This is a genomic window from Bradyrhizobium sp. Pha-3, from assembly GCF_042258615.1.
Classification (GTDB): domain Bacteria; phylum Pseudomonadota; class Alphaproteobacteria; order Rhizobiales; family Xanthobacteraceae; genus Bradyrhizobium.
Map to the genome: position 1 here is coordinate 6,509,784 of NZ_CP170152.1, position 19,496 is coordinate 6,529,279.

The following is a 19,496-nucleotide window of genomic DNA, read 5'->3' on the forward strand; positions in this document are numbered from 1 at the left end:
CGGTCGATCAGGCCTTTTCGATCGGCGCCGGTTGCCCGCCCTTGCCGCGGAGCTTCTGCGACAGATTGATCAGGAACATCGAGGTCGGCCGCAGGATGAAGAGGTCCGCGACCAGGGCCGCGACCATCGAGAACGCGCTGAGCCAGCCGAACAGGCGCAGCGACGGCAGGTCGGAGAACACGGTGACGACGAGGCCGCAGGCTAGCACCACGGTGGTCAGGATCAGCGCGGGACCGACCAGGACAGTGGCACGTTCAACTGCAAGCTCCGGCGTGACACCGGGCTTGGTCTCGAGCCGCAGGCGATTGAGGAAATGGATGGTGGCGCTGAGGCCGAGGCCGAACGACACGGTCAACGCCACGACGCTGGCGAATTGCAGCCCCTCCCCGAGCAGCCACAGCACCGTGCCTGACAGCACCACCGGGAAGATGCCGGGCAGGATGCAGGAGAACATCACCACCACCGAGCGGAACGCCAGCCCGATGAAGATCGCGACCAGCGCGAACTCGACGGTGAGGCCGCGGTTGAGCTTCTCGATCATGTTGGCGCTGTTGCGCGCGGCAATCACCGACAGGCCGGTGACGGCGATCTCGTAGCCGGGATGCTCGGCGCGCACCTTGTCCAGCGAGTGATCGAGCTTGTTCACCACCGGAAGCAGCTGGCTCGAGTCCAGATCCGGGACGCGGCCCGACACCACGACCGCATCCTGATCCTTCGAGATGAAGCGGCGCACGAGATGCTCGGGAATCACGCTGACATATTCCTTCAGCGTCGCGACATCGTTGCTGCCGGCCTTTTCGGCGAGCCAGCGCCGCAGGGTTTCCAGCGACCAGACGTTGCCGACGCCGGCGCTGTCCTCGACCATCGCGTGAACGTCGGCGATCGTCTTCAGCGTCTCCGGCGAATAGAGCGATTGGCCCTTGGGGAATTCGATCAGCACATCGACCGGATTGGCGCCGGTCAGCTTGGCGTCGAGCCGGCTCGACGCCTCCACCGCCTGCCGCTTGTCCGGCACCTGGTCCGCGAGCCGGTAGCGCGGCTCGAGATTGGCGTAGATGATGCCGAGGCCGCCGACGACGATCAGCGCAAGCAGGCTGAACAGCCCCGGACGGCCGACCATGCGCACCGCGATCCAGTAGCAGAAATTGCGCAGCGCCTGCACGCCGGCATCGGCGCTCTGGAACTTGACCGCGAAGACCTTCTCGTTGCGTACCAGCAGGATGCCGAACACCGGCACCAGCGACAGCACCGCGACCAGCGCGATGATGGTCGCCGCGAGCCCGGCCTCGCCGAACTTGCGGATCAGGTCGGAATCCGAGAACTGCAGCGCGATGAAGGAAATGCCCGCCGTGCCGTGCGTCAGCACGCAGGCCGGGCCGACCACCAGCACTGCGTTCTTGAACGCGGTGAACTTGTCCTGCCCCGCGATCAGCCGGTCGCGCGCCGCGAATGTCAGCTGCATCGAGTCGGAGAAGCTGATCACCATGATGAGCGGCGTCATCACGTTGAGGAACATGTTGAGATTGAAATTGGCCCAGCCGAGGCCGCCGAGCGCGAGCAGGATCGCGATCATCGGCGGGAACGCCGCCGCCACCATGAAGGATATCTTGCGGAAGAAGATGATGGCGATGACGCAGCCGGCGAGGATGCCGAGGATGTTGTAGGTCAGGCCGTCGCGCTCGACCGCATTGCGGATCTCGAGCTGCATGACCGGCACGCCGGACAGCTGGGCATTGAGCCCGCTGCCGCCGAGATCGTCGGCCATGATCTTCCTGATGTCGCCGACCACCTTGCTGAGCTTGTTGCTGCCGACCACCTCCGGCTCGAGCGACAGCACGACCAGCGCGAGCGTGCCGTCCTCCGACAACAGCTTGCCGCGGATGATCTCGTTGCTTTTGACGGTCTCGACAAACTTGTCGTAGGCCGCGCCCTCGGGCAGTTCATTCGGGAACAGCGCCGCGGGCAGCTTGCCGGGCTCCGGCGCCTGGCGTGCGGAGAACAGCGACACCAGGCCGCGCACGCCCTCGACGAGCTGCAGGTCTGTGACCATGTCACGGAGCTTGCCGAGATTGTCGCGTTCAAGCAGCGTCTTGCCTTCGACCACGACGAGGACGTCGAACTCGGTCGCCGGGAAGCGCTTGGTCACTGCCTCATATTGCTTGTAGTCCTTGGATTCGGAACGGAACAGCTGCGACAGCGAGTCGTCGATCTTGATCCGGTGCACGCCGAACACCGCGCCGATCAACAACAGGACGAGCACGATGCAGGACAGGATCGGCGCCCGCATCGGGATCAGGCCGAGACGCTCGATCCCGAACGCGATGCTGGGGCCCGTCCGCGGTTCTTCGACCTTCTCGACGTGGACCTGACTTTCGGAGTTCTTTTCGAGCATGCCCTGTCCAGTTCTGAAAACGGCTCAATCTGTCTAGCTTGGGTCTAGGGGCGCGAATGAGGCGGGTGAGCGCGGCTTATCGGCGCTAGTCCTTGAAAACACGCGAATATTGACCGGCGCCGGTTTTACCTGTCCGCCCCTTTGCTCGCAAGCGCGAGGGTAGAACCAAATGCGCGGGGAACCGCTGATCCCCACTATTGAGTATCTGATTTGTCACACCCCGGTAGCGCATTCTGTGACGATCCACCGCCGCTTTCATCTTTCAACGCGACCCCGGTGATCTGGCGCGCCAGCCCCTCGCGCACAAGCCACGAGATCCTGAATGCGGCTTCCGGATAGCTCAGCCCGGCACGGTGGATGTTGGAGATGCAGTTGCGGTCGGCATCGGTGAGGCCGATCCGCGGCGCGAAGGTGAGATAGGCGCCAAGGCTGTCGGGCGCGGACAGGCCGGGCCGCTCGCCGATCAGCATCACCAGCATGCGGGCGCCGATGATGGCGCCGATCTCGTCACCGAGGGCGACGCGCGCGCCTGACGCGATGACCACCGCGCCGGTGTCGATACTGTCGGCCGCAAGCCGCGGCAAGAGATGCCGGATCAATTCGACGGCGTGCACATTGACCGCGGTCGGCGACAGGCCGTCCCCGATCACGATCGCGCAGGAGCACACGGTGATGCCGAGCCCTTCCAGCGACCGTCGCGACGCGGAATCCAGCATCCGTCCGAGATCGGGCCGGCGCAGATAGTCGCGCCGGCCGGGCGCCTGGCTCGACACCTCGTGCGGCGCGATGCCGAGGCCGGCAAGGCCGGCCATGATGCCGCTGACATCGAACGCTGCGTGAACGGCATCGCGGGCGCGGGCGTGGTCGAGAGTGAACGAGAGCAGCGCATCGGTCGGCAGGCTGGCCCCGGACCGGCCGAGACCGACACGCGCCGGCGTAAGGTCGCGCAAATCGGGAAGCGACGGGGACGATGGCGCCGGCGGTGTCGTCATGCTGTCATTCGGCGGGAACGGAAGCCTCGCGCAGCCGGATCGAGTAGTTCGAGGCGTTCTGCCGGCCGCTGGAGGCTGCGCGCGCAAACGTGATCAGATGATGCGCAACCAGCGTCGCCGAGATCAGCCCCTCGATGTCGCCGCGCTTGAGCCGGCCGAGCGCAAACTTCCAAAACACGCGCTTGTAGTCGCCGAGCACGCCGACCTTCCAGAAGATGTTGCGCAGCATGATCAGGCCGCGCCGGATGTTGGCCCAGCTCTTCATCTCCGGGCTGACCGGCACCTTGATGCGGTTGGCATAGGTGTAGTTGCATTGATGCAAGTAGCGCTCGAACAGCTTCTCGGGCTGGTAGGCGATCTCCATGCATTTGCGCCAGGAGCTGACCACGTCCTCATAGGGCAGCAGGAACTCGACATTGGAGTCGCGGCCGTCGTCATGCACCAGCCGCCCCGCTTTTTCGAGACGATCCCACAGCGGCGTCTTCGGCAACGCCTGCAGCAGGTTGATGGTGAGGAGCGGAATCTGGGACTCCTCGACGAAGGAGATCAGTGCGTCGCCGGTGTGGGGCTTGTCGGTATCGAGCCCCATGATGATGCCGGAGACGACCTCCATGCCGAACGAATTGATGGTGCGCACGCCCTCCAGGATCGGAACCATCATGTTCTGATCCTTGTGCATCGCCTTCAGCGCGTCGGGGTCGGGCGTCTCGATGCCGACGAAGATCGTCACGAAGAAGGCCTCGCGCATCTTCTCGAGGATCTCGGGGCGCTTGGCGATGTTGAGCGTCGCCTCGCAGGCGAGGCGCGTGACATACCCGGTCCGCTTCTGCCACTCGATCAGATGCGGCAGCAGCTCGCTCGCCGCCTTGCGGTTGCCGATGAAGTTGTCGTCGACGAAATAGACGGTGTCGGTCGCGCCGCAGGCGCGCAGCTTGTCGAGTTCGGCGATGATCTGCTGCGGCGACTTCAGCCGCGGATTGCGGCCATAGAGCCCGGGGATGTCGCAGAACTCGCACTGATAGGGGCAGCCCGAGGAGAACTGGATGCTGCCGAGGAAATACTTCTTGGTTTCGGCGAGTTCATAGGCCGGCAGCGGGAATTCCGTCATCGGCAGGCGGTCGATGGTCTTCAGCACCACCTGCTCGTCGGGGCGACTGGTGTCCTGCTCCAGGCGCTTGATCAGCTCATTGGTCGCATCGCCGAGTTCGCCGACATGAAGGTAGTCGAATGAGGGATAGTAGTCCGGACAGGCACTGACCGACGGGCCGCCGATCGCGACCACTAGGTCGTGGTCATGCGCACGGTGGCAGATATCGTTCATCTGCTGGCGCTGGATGTGCATACCGCTGACGAACACCGCTTCCGCCCACTCGAAATCCTCCGCTGTTGCCGGACGCAGATTCTCGTCGACGAAACGGACCGGCCAGTTCTCGGGGAGGTATGCGGCGATCAGCAGCAGGCCCTGCGGCGGCATGAACGCCTTGACGCCGTCGGTCAGGGGGTAGGAGTGCTCGAAGGTCCCAAAGGACGACGTATAGCGCGGAAAGACGCAGAGGATACGCCGTGCTGTCTTTATGCCCTCAGCTCTCATCAAACGACCCCGAAGCACCCGCAAATCTAACCATAGCGTGGAACGCTGGGCCAGAAATTCTTCAACATTGTGGCGCTTACCAACGTCACAACGGCGAGATAGTTGCCCTGCAGAATTTCGCTATCCCTCAGGTCAAGAGCCTGGCGGCGAGGTCGGGCAGCTGCCCCGCATCGGCCACGAGGCGGAAGTCCTGCCCGGCAAGGCCGACGCGTGCGAGCCAATCGTCGAATTCGGGCGCCCGCTTCAGGCCGAACAGGTCGCGGATGTAGAGCGCATCGTGAAACGATGTCGACTGATAGTTCAGCATCACGTCATCGGCGCCCGGCACGCCCATGATGAAGTTCACGCCGGCCGCCGCAAGCAGCGTCAGGAGATTGTCCATGTCGTCCTGATCGGCCTCGGCGTGGTTGGTGTAGCAGACGTCGATCCCGAGCGGCAGGCCAAGCAGCTTGCCGCAGAAATGATCCTCGAGCCCGGCGCGGATGATTTCCTTGCCGTCATAGAGGTATTCCGGACCGATGAAGCCGACCACGCTGTTGACGAGCAGCGGATCGAACGCCCGCGCCACCGCATAGGCCCGCGCCTCGCAGGTCTGCTGGTCGACCTGGTGATGGGCGTTGGCCGACAGCGCCGAGCCCTGCCCGGTCTCGAAATACATCACATTGTCGCCGACCGTGCCGCGGCGGAGCGACAGCCCGGCTTCCCGTGCCTCCCGCAGCAGCGAGAGGTCGACGCCGAAACTACGGTTGGCCGCCTCGGTGCCGGCGATCGACTGGAACACGAGATCGACCGGCAGCCCCTGCCCGATCAGGCCGAGCGTGGTGGTGACATGGGCCAGCACGCAGCCCTGCGTCGGAATCCCGAGCCGCGTGATGACGTCGTCCAGCAGCCGCAGCAGGGTGCCGATGACCTTCGGATCGTCGCTTGCCGGATTGATGCCGATGCAGGCATCGCCCGATCCGAGCAGCAGCCCGTCGAGGATCGAGGCGGTGATGCCCTTGGCATCGTCGAACGGATGGTTCGGCTGCAGCCGCGTGCTCATGCGCCCGCGCAAGCCGATGGTGTTGCGGAAGCGGGTCGTCACCTCGCATTTCTTCGCAACCAGGATCAGATCCTGGTTGCGCATCAGCTTCGACACCGCCGCCACCATCTCCGGCGTGATGCCGCGCGCGATCCTGTTGATCGCGTCTCCAGTGGCGACATCCGACAGCAGCCAGTCGCGGAAACCGCCGACGGTGAGCGACGACACCGGCAGGAAGCCGGCAACGTCGTGGCTGTCGAGGATCAGGCGGGTGACCTCGTCGTCCTCATAGGGAATGACGGGCTCATCGAGGAATTGCTTGAGCGGAACGTTGGCGAGCGCGAGCCGCGCGGCGATCATCTCCGCGGCGCTGTCGGCCGCGATGCCGGCCAAGCGGTCGCCGGACCGCGGCGGCGAGGCCTTGGCAAGCAGGATGCGCAGATCGTCGAATGCATAATTGGTGGCGTCGATGGTGTGACGATAGAGCATGGGAATTCGCGCCGAGGCTGGGGACGGCGTAACCTAGCACCTCTTTGCGAAAGTCGTGCCATCAGCTTCGCCCTGTGCGCCGGGGGATGTTGATGAATGATGATGGCGGTCCGTCATTCAACACGGCGGCAAGCCGCCGCGACCCGGTCGCCTCGAAGGATATCATAAGACATTGGTATTATTTAGAGATCTTAACGGTTGCGACAGCACAGAACGCACGCGTTAAGGGATTGTCCATGAAGATTTTGCATAAGCTTTAATCGGCCGAAGGTACTCCCCGGCCTCTTGGAGTGCCCTCAATGCCGTCCCCCGTCACATCCCCCATCTCCACACCCCGGCCTCCAATGGCATCCCGATTCTCGCTTGCTGCCAGGCTGTACTCGACGTTTGCGCTGATTGCGGCGCTGACCGCGGCCATCACCGTCCTGTCCGACTACAACGCGCGGCGCAATGCCGAGCTGACCGCAGCCGTCGACCTCGCCAGCCGCGCCGCGCTCAATGTCGAGCGGGTCAACTCGCTGGTTTACGCGGTGGTGATGGAATCCCGCGGCATCTACATGTCGACCGAACCTGCGGCGGTGAAGAAATACGGCGACGGGCTGCTGGCGTTCAACGAGCGCATCCTCGGCGTGGTGAGGAACTGGGAAACCCTGGTGCAGGCCGACGGCGCCGCGCAGTTCGCGGTGTTCAAGAAGCGCATCGAGCAATTCATCGAGTTCCGGAAGGAGCTGGTCCGCCGCGGCATCGAAATCGGCGCCGCTGCCGGGCGCGAGTGGGGCGACAACGACGCCAACCGCGACGTGCGCACCGCATTGAACAAGGATCTCGAGGCGCTTTCCAAGGTCTACGCCGAGCGCAGCAAGAAGCTGGCACAGCAGACCGACACCAACCGCGAGCTGGCGCTGCTGCTGACCGGGCTCGGCGCGGCGGCCCTGATCGTGGTGGTGCTCGGCGTGCTGATCATCGCCCGCTCGGTGGCGCGGCCACTGTCGCAGATCACCACGACCATCAAGCACGTCGCCGAGGGCACCGACCATGTCGACGTGCCGCACGTCGGGCGCAGCGATGAAATCGGCGCACTGGCACGCGCCATCAAGGTCTTCCAGGAGGCGATGGACCGCAATCGCACCCTGAACGCGCAAGTCGTACAGGACTCCCAGGCCCGCGACGCCCGCGGCCGGCATATCGAGAGCTTCGTCGAGACGTTCCGCGGCAGCATCGGCGAGGTGCTCCGCGCGGTGCACGACAACGCCGCGACGATGCGGCAAACTGCGCAGACCATCGCGACGGTCGCGGCGGACGCCAGCGGCCGGACGGTTGCGGCGGCAGGCGCGACCGAACAGGCCTCGAGCAACGTGTCGGCAGTGGCGAGTGCAGCCGAAGAGCTCTCCGCCTCGGTCGAGGAGATCGGCCGCCAGGTCAAGCAGTCCTCCGGGGCGGTCGATCAGGCCGGTGCGCGCACCGACCGGTCGATCACCGAGATCGAGAGCCTTGCCGCCACCACACAGCGCATCGACGGCGTGCTGAACCTGATCCAGGCGATCGCCGAGCAGACCAACCTGCTCGCGCTCAACGCCACCATCGAAGCCGCCCGCGCCGGCGATGCCGGCCGCGGCTTCGCGGTCGTTGCGCACGAGGTCAAGGCGCTGGCCGGGCAGACCGCCAAGGCAACCGCCGAGATCAGCGAAAATGTCGGCCTGATCCAGGCTTCGACCCGCAACTCGGTGGCCGCGGTGCGCGAGATCGGCCAGGCGGTGCGCGAGATCAGCAACGTCACCGCAAATATCGCCAGCGCGATCGGCCAACAGGATGCAGCCACGCGCGAAATCTCCGCCAACGCGCAGATGGCCGCCCAGGGCAACGAAACCCTGGTGACGAATGTCGGCTCGCTCCGCGACGACATGGACCAGACCAGCAAGGCGGCGGAATCGGTGCTTGCGGCATCGAACGATCTGACCGCAACCGCCGAGACACTGTCGCGCGAGGTCGAGCAGTTCTTCCGCAACTTGCGCAGCGACGCCGCCGAGGACCTGCGACGGACCGGAACCTGAACCGATCAAGCGATCTGTCCGGGCCCCGCGACAAGTTCCGACCAACCTGGAATGGTTAAGACTATCGCAACGCACGGGCGTAAATTGCCCGTGCTTGAGGTCGCCTTTCTCAATTTGATGCCCCTATAGAAACGGACAGAGCGCGGGGGCGCGGGGAAGTGGAAGCGAGCAATGAACGGGCTGTTGCCAAGGCCGAAGGCGGTGCCGACCAAACGGCTGCTCGCGCTCGGGATCGGTCTCGTCTTGTGCTTTTCGGCGATCAGCGCGTCCATTCTCTGGGAGATGGCCGGCAAGGACTATCAGCATGCGAAGGAAGGCGCGACCAACCTCGTCGCCTCCATCGCCAGCGAGATCGACCGCAACATCGAGCTCTACGACCTGTCGCTGCAGGCGGTCGCCGACGGCGTCAGGCTGCCGGAGCTCGGCAAGATCAGCCCGGAACTTCGCCAGGTCGTGCTGTTCGACCGCGCCGCCACCGCGAAGGATCTCGGCTCGATCCTCGTGCTGAATACGGCGGGAGACGTCACGCTCGATTCCCGGACATTGACGCCGCGGACCGCAAATTTCGCCGATCGAGACTTCTTCCGGGTGCATCAGGCGCGAGCGGACAGCGGACTGTTCATCAGCGCGCCCTGGGTGACTTCGGACGGCGAATATCTGATCAGCCTGAGCCGCCGCATCAGCAATGACGACGGCTCCTTTGCCGGCGTCGTCGCGGGCAGCATGCGGCTCAGCTATTTCCACAATCTGTTTCGCAAGCTGAGCTTCGGCCTCGGCGACAGCATGGCGTTGTTCAACACCGATGGCGTCATGCTGATGCGGGCACCGTTCGACATCGGCAAGATCGGGCAAAGCATCAGGGACTCGCAGGTCTTCAAGCAGTTCCCGGCACGGCAATCCGGCTTCTACACGACGAAATCGCTCGTCGACCATGTCAGGCGGCTCTATGTTTTTCAGGCGGTCGGACGCCATCCCCTGATCATCGCCGAGGGTCTTGCGCTCGACGGCGTCTATGCCGACTGGTGGCAGCAGCTCTGGCTGATCGGAAGCGTGGTGGCGGCGCTCTGCGGCTTCTCGATCGTCCTGATGTTCTACCTGCTGGCCGCTCTCAAACGGCGGGCCGCCGCGGAAGGTCGGCTCGCGCACCTGGCCAGCACCGATGCGCTGACAGGCCTTGCCAACCGCCGCCGCCTCGACGATACGCTCGATGTCGAATGGCGTCGCGGCATGCGCGCAAAGTCGCCGGTGTCGCTTCTGATGATCGACGTCGATCATTTCAAGACCTTCAATGACACGTACGGCCATCAGGCCGGCGACGCTGTGCTCGCCACTGTGGGACGGTGCATCGCAACCAGCACCAAGCGCTCAACCGATCTCGGCGCGCGCTATGGCGGCGAGGAGTTCTCGGTGCTGCTGCCCGGCATCGGCAAGGCGGGCGCATTGGAGGTTGCCGAGCAGATTCGCGCGAAGCTGACGGCGGCGCGCGAATCCGAACATGAGCTGCCGACCGTCAGCATCGGATTGTCTTGCCTCGTTCCGGATCACGAACGCACCTCGCGCGATCTGCTCAAGGCCGCCGACCTCGCGCTCTATCAAGCCAAGCATGAAGGCCGCGACCGCGTGATCATCAGCCCGATCGGGTGGGACAAATCGGGCAAGCGGCACGTCGCCTGATCGAGATCGCGGCGGCGCGGGCGAACGCGCGCCTGCCCCTTCGGCTCACTCCACCGGCAGCACGTCGACGGCGACGCTGAGCTTCTGCTTGCGCGCGCCGACGATGACGCCGTCGACCGGCGAGACATCGGCGAAGTCACGGCCGATGGCGAGAATGATGTGGTCGTTGGCGACCATGAGATCGTTGGTCGGATCGAACCCGACCCAGCCGAGCTCGCTGCCGCACCAGACCGACACCCAGGCGTGGGTGGCGTCCGCGCCTTGCAGCCGCGGCTGGCCCGGCGGCGGAATGGTGCGCAGATAACCGCTGACATAGGCCGCGGGCAGGCCGAGGCCGCGCAGCCCGGCGATCATCACATGGGCAAAATCCTGGCAGACGCCGTGGCGTTTCTCGAACACGTCGCGAAGCGGCGTCGAAATCACGGTCGCCTTGGGATCGTATTTGAAGTCGCGGCGGATGCGGCGCATCAGATCGGCCGCCCCGGCGAGGATGCCGCCACCGGGCGAAAAGCTCGCGGAGGCGTAGGCCGTCACCGGCCGCAGCACCGGCACCAGCGCGCTGGCGAAGACGTAGCCGACCGGCGAAGCCGCATCGAGGCTCAATGCCTCGAACGCGCTGTCGCGCACGCACTCCCAGGGCGGGCTCACCGCGTCGCGCAGCGGCGGCTGCCGCGCCACGGAGACCCGCGAGCGGGAATCGATGCGAAGGCTGCGATGCGCGGTCTCGATCAGGACGTTTTCGGTCAGCGTGCCGAAGAAGTCGCGCCGCGCAGTGCGCTCCGCGGGCTTCGGACGAATCTCGACCGAATGGGAAACCAGCTCCTGCCCGTCGCCGGTGATCGGCTCCAGCCGCAGCGAGCAGCGCGCGAAGCTGACCTGGGTTTCGTAGCTGTAAGTCGTGACGTGACGGATGTCGTAGATCACGCCAGCCCCGTGAGCTTCTCCGGCCGGCTGGCGTTCGGCCCGTGCGGGAAATAGTGCAGCCCGACCGAGTCGGCGAGATTGAGCAGGTCCTGCTCCAGCGCAAACAGCGTCTTGACGTCGAGGCTGCCGGCTTCGGCCGTCGTCAACATCGCCTCGACCGCAACCGCGAGCCGCTGCGGCCGCTCGATCAGGCCGTGCTCCTTCAGGCTCGGCAGCGCGGCGATATGCTCGTTCAGCGCCGCGACCTGGAATGCGACCGAGCGCGGATTGTAGGGATCGAGCACGGCGAGATCGCGCACCGGCGTCAGCAGCGGCTGCACCAGATAGCGCGAGCGGTAGGTGATCTGGCAATCGACCAGCGTCAGCAGGACGTCGAGGTCCTCGTCCCCGGCTTCGTCATAGGCGAACTGGCGGGCGAAGCGCGTGGTGTTGATGGCGCGCTCGGCGCGGCGACCCATCTCGAGGAAGCGCCAGCCGGCGGCGCGGTTCATGTTCTCCTGCGCGAGGCCGGCGAAGCTTGCGAGCTCCTGCAAGGTCAGCTCGGCGGCGCTGACGACGCCGTCATCGTCGTGAACCTCGATCGCGAGGCGTTCGGCCATCTCGGTGATGACCTGCCAGGCATCCGGCGACAGCCGCTCGCGGAGCGAGGTTGCCGTGCGTTGCGCCGATCGCACCAGCGACAGCGCCGAGCCGAACTTCTCCTCGTTCTGCAACGCTTCGAGCGCGACCTTGGCGGGATTGGCGCGCGCGGTCTGCGAGGCCGCCCCCCAGGCGACCAGCATGCGCTGGATGCGCTCGGCCGAATGCATCGCCGGCGTCGAGCCGGTCGCATTCGCCCGCGCCGGATCGCGCAGCGGCGTGCAGAGCGCACGGATCAAACGAATCGTGGCCTCGGCGCGCTCGAGATAGCGGCCGAGCCAGAACAGATTGTCGGCGGCGCGGCTCGGCAGCACGCCGGCGATGCGGCGAATGCGGACGGTGTCGACCGCCGGCAGCAAGGTCGAGGTCGCGACCGCCTTGTCGGAGACCACCCAGACGTCGGCGGACACCGCGCCATCGCCCATCGACACCGCGCGCGCATCCGCCCGATCGGCAATCCGGCAGAAGCCGCCGGGCAGCACAGTCCAGCCGTTCGGCGTTGCCGCTGCGAACACCCGCAGCACGAACGGACGCGGCGCAATGCGACCGTTCTCCCACACCGGCGTGGTCGACAGCCGCACCAGCTCCTGGCCGACATAGTCGATGCCGCGATGGCTGATCGCATCCTTCAGGCGGTCGCGGTCCGCAGCCGACAGTTCGCCCGGGAGCACCGGCCCATGGCCTGGAAAATCCGCGACGCCGCGGCTATAGGCGCCTTCGATAGCGAATTCGTCGAACCGCGACAGCACCTCTTCTCGGGCGGACTTCTGGCCGCACCACCAGGTCGCGATGTGCGGCATCATCAGGTCTTCCGAGAGCAGACGCCGGCACAGATTGGGCAGGAAGCCGAGCAGCGCCCTCGCCTCCATCACGCCCGAGCCCGGCATGTTGGCGACCACGACGCCGCTCTTGCGCAGTACCTCGACGAGCCCAGGCACGCCGAGATAGGAGGAGGCGTCGAGCTCGAGCGGATCGAGCATGTTGGAATCGACCCGGCGCAGCAGCACGTCGAGCCGCTTCAGCCCGGCAACGGTGCGGATATGGATGCGGTCGCCGGAGACCGCGAGGTCGTCGCCCTCCACCAGCAGGAAGCCGAGATAGCGCGCCAGCGTGGCATGCTCGAAATAGGTCTCGCTGAACGCGCCGGGCGTCAGCAGGCCGATCCGCGGCTCGTCGCGATCGGCGCTGGCGCGAAGCGAATCGCGGAAGGCCTCGAAGAACGGCGCGACGCGCTCGACATTCATCGACTTGTAGAGATTGGAAAAGGCACGCGACAGCACCAGGCGGTTTTCCAGCGCATAGCCCGCGCCTGACGGTGCCTGGGTGCGATCGCCGAGCACCCACCAGCGGCCGTCGGGCCCGCGGCCGATGTCGGCGGCATAGAGATGCAGATAGCGGCCGCCGGGCGGCTTGATGCCGCTGACCGCGCGCAGATATTCGCTGCTGCCGGCGATTGCTGCAGCAGGAATCGCGCCCTCTGTAACGAGACGGCCATCGCCGTAGAGATCGGCCAGCACCATTTCCAAAAGCTGCGCGCGCTGCGCGACGCCGGCGGCGAGTTGCCGCCAGTCGGCCGCATCGATGATCAGCGGCAGATGGCTGAGCGGCCAGATCCGGTCGGACGTGTCGCCGGGCGCGCGGTAGGTGACACCGGCCTCGCGCAGATGGCGGTCGGCGGAGGCAAAGCGGCGCTCGATATCGGCCGGCGACAGCCCGGCAAAGGCATCGAAGAAGCGCGCCCAGACCGGCCGCGGCGCGCCGTTCTCGGCAATGTATTCATCGGGAATCCCGGGCAACCGGACATAGTCGCGGGTCCATTGCGCCATCCGGCGCTGCCCGGGACGTGCCCTGCTCTCCTGACTGCTTCCTTGCCCACCCGATGCGGTCATTGCACTTCCCCTGCAGCCAATTAGTGCAGGAGCGGCGTCCGCAAGTCGAGGGTCAAGGGAAACTCAATTGTGCGTTCCTCCGGCGGTGGCTCGACCCTGCCGGGGGTATGACCGTGCTCCTGGAAGCGCGCCAGCCGCCGCGCTTCGGCCTCGTAGGAATTGACCGGCTTGGTCTCGTAGTTGCGGCCACCGGGATGGGCGACGTGATAGACGCAGCCGCCGAGCGAGCGGCCGTTCCAGGTGTCGATCAGGTCGAACGTCAGCGGCGCGTGCACGGGAATGGTCGGATGCAGGCCGGAAGCCGGCTGCCAGGCCTTGAAGCGCACGCCCGCGACCGCCTCGCCGGCGCGGCCGGTCTCGGTCATCGGCATCCGCCTGCCGTTGCAGGTGATGACGTGGCGGCCCTCGACGAAGCCCGTCGCCTTCACCTGCAACCGCTCGACCGAGGAATCGACGTAACGCACGGTGCCGCCAGCGGTCCCCTCCTCGCCCAGCACGTGCCACGGCTCGAGCGCCTGCCGCAGCTCGAGGCCGACGCCGCCGTGATGGATGCGGCCGAAGGCGGGGAAGCGGAATTCGAGCTGGGCCTGATACCATTCCGGCTCGACGTCGTAGCCGGATTGCTTGAGCTCGGCGAGCACGCCCAGGAAATCCTCCCAGAGGAAATGCGGCAGCATGAAGCGGTCATGCAGCGCTGTGCCCCAGCGCACGAACTTGCCCTGCTGCGGCTCGCGCCACAGCTTGGCGATCAGCGCCCGGATCAAGAGCTGCTGCGCCAGCGACATCCGCGGATCGGGCGGCATTTCGAGCGCGCGGAATTCGACCAGGCCAAGCCGGCCGGTCGGGCCATCGGGCGAATACAGCTTGTCGATGCAGATCTCGGCGCGATGGGTGTTGCCGGTGATGTCGACCAGGATGTGCCGGAACAGGCGATCGACCAGCCACAGCGGCGCATCCATCCCCGGCGGCGGCACATGCGACAGCGCGATCTCGAGCTCATAGAGCCCGTCATGGCGCGCCTCATCGATGCGCGGCGCCTGGCTGGTCGGGCCGATGAACATGCCGGAGAACAGATAGGACAGCGACGGATGCCGCTGCCAATACAGCACGAGGCTCTTCAGCAGATCGGGCCGGCGCAGGAACGGTGAATCCTCCGGCTTGCTGCCGCCGACCACGATGTGGTTGCCGCCGCCGGTGCCGGTGTGGCGGCCGTCGATCAGGAAGCGGTTGGCCCCGAGCCGCGTCTTCGCGGAGTCCTCATAGAGGCCGAGGGTGATGTCGACGGCCTCGCGCCAGCTTTGTGCCGGCTGCACGTTGATCTCGATCACGCCGGGATCCGGCGTCACCTTGATCACCTCGATCCGCGGATCGAACGGCGGCGCGTAGCCTTCGACGTGGACTTGCAGTTGCAGCTCTTTCGCGGCGACCTCGATCGCGGCGATCAGCTCGAGATAATCCTCGACCTTCTCGACCGGCGGCATGAAGGCGCACAGCACGCCGTCGCGCACCTCGATCGACATCGCGGTGCGGACCGGCAGCGGCTCTTCAATGTCCTTGAGCGCCCGCATCAGCTCCGGATCGATCTCCCCCAGCGCATCGCGCGGCGCCATCGGATCCTGCTCGATGATGTAGGGAAAGTCGTCCGGCGGGACGTGTTCGAGCGAAGAGATCGGAAGGCGCAAGCCTAGCGGGGAATCGCCCGGAAACAGGAACAGATGACTGCGCCGGATCTTCCAGCGCTCGCTGCGCCAGCGCGCCGGCGCGCGATCGCCGAGCGGGCTCCAGCGCTGGATCGGCAGCACATAGCCCTTCGGCGTGGTCAGCCCCTCATCGAACACCCGTGCGAGACGCGCGCGCTCTTCCGGATCGGTCAATTTGGAATTCGCAGGGCTGACATTGGCCGGCAGGCCGGCCTCGCGCTCGAGCCAGAACGCAGTGTCCTCAAAGGCCGGCATGACGTAGTCAGACTTCAGGCCGAGCCGCGCGGCAATGCCGATTGCGAGGCGCTCCGCATCGGCGATCTCAGCCTTGCCCGGATTTTCGACTGAAGCGATCAGGCCGGCATTGTTCCAGATCGGCTTGCCGTCCTTGCGCCAGTAGAGGCCGAACGCCCAGCGCGGCAAGCTCTCGCCGGGATACCATTTGCCCTGGCCGTAATGCAGCAGGCCGCCGGGCGCGAACCGCGTGCGCAGCTTGCGGATCAGTTCGTCGGCGAGCCCGCGCTTGGTCGGACCGACCGCGGCGACGTTCCACTCGGGCGATTCGAGATCGTCGACCGAGACGAAGGTCGGCTCGCCGCCCATGGTCAGCCGCACATCGTTCTTCTCCAGATCTGCATCGACCTGCTCGCCGAGCCGGTCGAGCCGCGCCCAGGATTGATCGGAGAACGGCTTGGTGATCCGCGGCGCCTCTCGGATCCGCTTGACGCTCATCTCGAAGCCGAACTCGACATTGGCAAAGCCCGCGGTGCCGGTCACCGGCGCGGCCGAGCGATAGTGCGGCGTAGCGCAGACCGGGATGTGCCCTTCGCCCGTCAGCATGCCGGAGGTGACGTCGAAGCCGATCCACCCCGCACCCGGCAGATAGACCTCGGCCCAGGCATGCAGGTCGGTGAAATCGCTCTCCACTTCGCGCGGCCCCTCGAGCGGATCGATGTCGGGCCGCAGCTGAATGAGGTATCCGGAGACGAAACGCGCGGCGAGCCCGAGATGGCGCAGTGCCTGGATCAAGAGCCATGCCGAGTCACGGCAGGAGCCGGAGCCCGCGGCCAGCGTCTCCTCCGGCGTCTGGATGCCGGCCTCCATGCGGATCACGTAGCCGATCTTCTTCTGCAGTTGCGCGTTCAGCTCGACCAGGAAATTGACGGTGCTGTCGGCCTTATGCGGAATGTCCTTCAGGTAAGCCGCGAGCAACGGCCCGGGCACCTCGGTCTCAAGATAAGGCGCGAGCTCGGTCTTGAGATCGTCGGGATATTCGAACGGAAAGCTCGTGGCGTAGGGCTCGACGAAGAAGTCGAACGGATTGACCACGGTCATCTGCGCGGTGAAGTCGACCTCGACCTTGAGCTCGGTCGCCTTCTCCGGAAACACGTAACGCGCCAGCCAGTTGCCCTGCGGGTCCTGCTGCCAGTTCACGAAGTGGTTGGCGGGCGTAACCTTGAGCGAGTAGCTCAGGATCGGCGTGCGGGTGTGCGGCGCGGGCCGGAGCCGAATGGTCTGGGGCCCGAGATCGATCGGCCGGTCGTATTTGTAGTGCGTGACGTGATGCAGTGCGACGAAGATCGACACGGACAGAGGACTCCAGCAGCTTTTTTGAGCAGAACACTGGTTCCGGTCGACATCAAGCACTAACAACGGGCAGCGATTGCCCAAGGCAAGGGCTACGTGATCGCTAGCGGCCGATTGCGCCGGATACCTGCGACGCGAGCTGCTCGGCGAGCATATGATAGCCCTCTGGGGTCAAATGCACACCGTCGGGCTGATGCGGGAGCCCACCCAGCATCCCGTTGGGCAGCATGATCACCGCGATGCCGCGGGCGCTGAGTCGGCTTTGGATATCCGCGGTCCGGTCGGGACTGCCCTTGCGCCGGTCATTGCCGCCCGGCTGCAGGATCACCGCGCGGGTCCCGTTCGGGACGGCACGGTCGAGGCGCTGCAGCATTCCTTCCGTGGTGTCGCCATTGATGCCGGCGTTCACGACACGGACGCTCAAACCCTTCGCCCGCAAGATCGCTTCGAGCTGAGCGGGATAGGCCTGGTTACGCGCCACGCCCTTGCCATAGGTGTTGCTCGCGCCAAGCGCCACGATGGTCGCGGCAGCAGCCGAACCGACACCCAGACTCGAAGCGGCCAGAAATGCGAGGCATCCAATGATTCCCAATCGGCGCGCGCGCATCTTGCCCCCCATTCAGTCCGTAGCGCGGATGGCGCGAAGCGTAATCCGGGAAGCTTCATTCGCCAACGTACTTCCTTGTCGTCCCTGCGAAAGCAGGGACCCATAACCACCGGCCGTGGTCATGCGGAAGGTGTCTGCGACCGCCTTCAATCGATAGATCGCGCGGTATGGGTCCCTGCTTTCGCAGGGACGACGGCGGAGTGTAAGGCTAGATCGTAGCCCTAAACTACATCGTCGCGCCCAGCACCCACGGCGCGAACTCGGCGCCGCCGAAATCAAAGCTCTCGCTCTTGGTCGGCTGACCCGAGGCGGTCTTGAGGATCAGGTCGAAGATGCGCTGGCCGCATTCCTGCACGCTCTCCTCGCCGTCGAGGATGGTGCCGCAATTGACGTCCATGTCGTCTTCCATCCGCTTGTACATCGGCGAGTTGGTGGCGAGCTTGATCGATGGCGCGGGCTTGCAGCCGAACACGCTGCCGCGGCCGGTGGTGAAGCAGACGAGGTTGGCGCCGCCGGCGACCTGCCCGGTGGCGGCGACCGGGTCGTAGCCGGGCGTGTCCATGAACACAAAACCCTTCTTGGTGACGGGCTCGGCGTAGTGCAGGACGTCGACGAGGTTGGTGCTGCCGGCCTTGGCCATCGCACCGAGCGACTTCTCCAGGATCGTGGTGAGGCCGCCGGCCTTGTTGCCGGGGCTCGGATTGGCGTTCATCTCGGCGCCCTCGCGCTGCGTATACTCCTCCCACCAGCGCATCAGGCCGACCAGCTTCTCGCCGACCTCGCGGCTGACCGCGCGACGGGTCAGCAGATGCTCGGCGCCGTAGGTCTCGGGTGTTTCCGAGAGGATCACCGTGCCGCCGTGACGGACCAGCAGGTCGCTCGCCGCGCCGAGCGCCGGATTGGCCGATACGCCGGAGTAACCGTCCGAGCCGCCGCATTGCAGCGCCACGGTGAGTTCGCTCGCCGGCACCGCCTCGCGCTTGACCTTGTTGGCGTCGGTGAGCGCTTCCTTCACGAAGGCAACGCCGGCTTCCACGGTCTTGCGGGTGCCGCCGACTTCCTGGATGTCCATCGCGCGCAGACGGCCGGCGAGCTTCTGTTCCTGCATCAGGCCGCCGATCTGGTTCACCTCGCAGCCGAGGCCGAGCACGATGACGTTGGAGAAATTGACGTGCCGCGCATAGCCGCCGAGCGTACGGCGAAGCAGCGCCAAGGGCTCGTCCTGGGTCATGCCGCAGCCGGTCTTGTGGGTCAGCGCGACGACGCCGTCGACGTTCGGGAAATCGGCCAGCGGGTTGTCGCCGGTGAACGGGTTCTTCTTGAACATGTCGGCGACGATGCCGGCGACGTGAGCGCTGCAATTCACCGAGGTGAGGATGCCGATATAGTTGCGCGTCGCGACGCGGCCGTCTGCGCGGCGGATGCCCTCGAAGGTTGCCGGCAGATCGAAGTTCGGCACCGGCTTGACGTCGACGCCATAGGCATAGTCCTTGGCGAAATCACCCATGCCGCAATTCTGGGTGTGCACGTGCTGGCCGGGCGCAATCGGCTGCGTCGCAAAACCGATGATCTGGCCATAGCGCCGGATCGGCTCGCCTGGCGCGATCGGCTTGATCGCGACCTTGTGGCCGGCCGGAATGCGATCGACCGTGGTGACGCCGTCGGTCACCTCCAACCCCGGCGGCAGGCTCGCGCGCGCGATCAGGACGCTGTCGTCGGCGTGCAGGCGGATCACTTGTGCCGAGGCCATGGAAGTTCTCCTTGGTTATTCTTCACCTCTTCCCGTCCTTTACGGGGAGAGGTCGAATTCTCGCGTAGCGAGAATTCGTGTGAGGGGCGAAGCACGATGTCACTTACAACGATGCTGCTCGCCGGATAGAAGCCCCTCGCCCCAAACCCTCTCCCCGATCCGCCTTCGCCCGAAGGCGGGCTTCGGCGGA

General features: G+C 65.7%; 11 protein-coding genes. 2 read left to right on the forward strand and 9 right to left on the reverse strand.

Annotated features, from left to right (window positions below):
* Positions 1-7: 7 nt before the first annotated feature.
* The 4 genes from ACE10Z_RS30755 to ACE10Z_RS30770 all read right to left on the reverse strand — a co-directional run bounded on the left by ACE10Z_RS30755 (position 8) and on the right by ACE10Z_RS30770 (position 6,485).
* Positions 8-2,392, reverse strand: a complete 2,385-nt coding sequence (locus ACE10Z_RS30755; protein WP_375784118.1) for an RND family transporter — start codon at positions 2,390-2,392, stop codon at positions 8-10.
* Between the two features lie 194 nt (positions 2,393-2,586).
* On the reverse strand, positions 2,587-3,384 hold the full coding sequence (gene eutC / locus ACE10Z_RS30760) for an ethanolamine ammonia-lyase subunit EutC (RefSeq protein ID WP_375784119.1): 798 nt from the start codon (positions 3,382-3,384) through the stop codon (positions 2,587-2,589).
* Between the two features lie 4 nt (positions 3,385-3,388).
* On the reverse strand, positions 3,389-4,975 hold the full coding sequence (locus ACE10Z_RS30765) for a B12-binding domain-containing radical SAM protein (protein ID WP_375784120.1): 1,587 nt from the start codon (positions 4,973-4,975) through the stop codon (positions 3,389-3,391).
* A gap of 127 nt (positions 4,976-5,102) precedes the next feature.
* Positions 5,103-6,485, reverse strand: coding sequence for an ethanolamine ammonia-lyase subunit EutB (locus ACE10Z_RS30770; protein ID WP_375784121.1), 1,383 nt, complete (start codon positions 6,483-6,485; stop codon positions 5,103-5,105).
* A gap of 344 nt (positions 6,486-6,829) precedes the next feature.
* Here ACE10Z_RS30770 and ACE10Z_RS30775 point away from each other — a divergent pair, with 344 nt between their 5' ends.
* On the forward strand, positions 6,830-8,536 hold the full coding sequence (locus tag ACE10Z_RS30775) for a methyl-accepting chemotaxis protein (RefSeq protein ID WP_375784122.1): 1,707 nt from the start codon (positions 6,830-6,832) through the stop codon (positions 8,534-8,536).
* A gap of 171 nt (positions 8,537-8,707) precedes the next feature.
* Positions 8,708-10,210 carry a diguanylate cyclase gene (locus ACE10Z_RS30780; RefSeq protein ID WP_375784123.1) on the forward strand — a complete coding sequence of 501 codons (1,503 nt, stop codon included), beginning with the start codon at positions 8,708-8,710 and terminating at the stop codon, positions 10,208-10,210.
* 45 nt (positions 10,211-10,255) lie between these two features.
* Here the strand turns inward: ACE10Z_RS30780 and ACE10Z_RS30785 are convergent, their stop codons facing one another.
* From ACE10Z_RS30785 to ACE10Z_RS30805, 5 genes are all read right to left on the reverse strand, one after another.
* Positions 10,256-11,134: a transglutaminase N-terminal domain-containing protein gene (locus tag ACE10Z_RS30785; RefSeq protein ID WP_375784124.1), complete on the reverse strand. Its 879-nt coding sequence runs from the start codon at positions 11,132-11,134 to the stop codon at positions 10,256-10,258.
* Complete coding sequence (locus ACE10Z_RS30790; RefSeq protein WP_375784125.1) at positions 11,131-13,662, reverse strand: circularly permuted type 2 ATP-grasp protein; 2,532 nt, start codon at positions 13,660-13,662, stop codon at positions 11,131-11,133. Before ACE10Z_RS30790 ends, ACE10Z_RS30785 begins: the two co-directional genes overlap by 4 nt.
* A gap of 20 nt (positions 13,663-13,682) precedes the next feature.
* Positions 13,683-16,949 (reverse strand): DUF2126 domain-containing protein, encoded by a 3,267-nt coding sequence (locus ACE10Z_RS30795; protein ID WP_375784126.1) that lies wholly within the window; start codon positions 16,947-16,949, stop codon positions 13,683-13,685.
* 103 nt (positions 16,950-17,052) lie between these two features.
* The gene (locus tag ACE10Z_RS30800; RefSeq protein WP_375784127.1) at positions 17,053-17,556 is read right to left on the reverse strand and encodes a GDSL-type esterase/lipase family protein; all 504 of its coding nucleotides are present in this window, start codon (positions 17,554-17,556) and stop codon (positions 17,053-17,055) included.
* 226 nt (positions 17,557-17,782) lie between these two features.
* Positions 17,783-19,306 carry a UxaA family hydrolase gene (locus ACE10Z_RS30805; RefSeq protein ID WP_375784128.1) on the reverse strand — a complete coding sequence of 508 codons (1,524 nt, stop codon included), beginning with the start codon at positions 19,304-19,306 and terminating at the stop codon, positions 17,783-17,785.
* Positions 19,307-19,496: the final 190 nt, after the last annotated feature.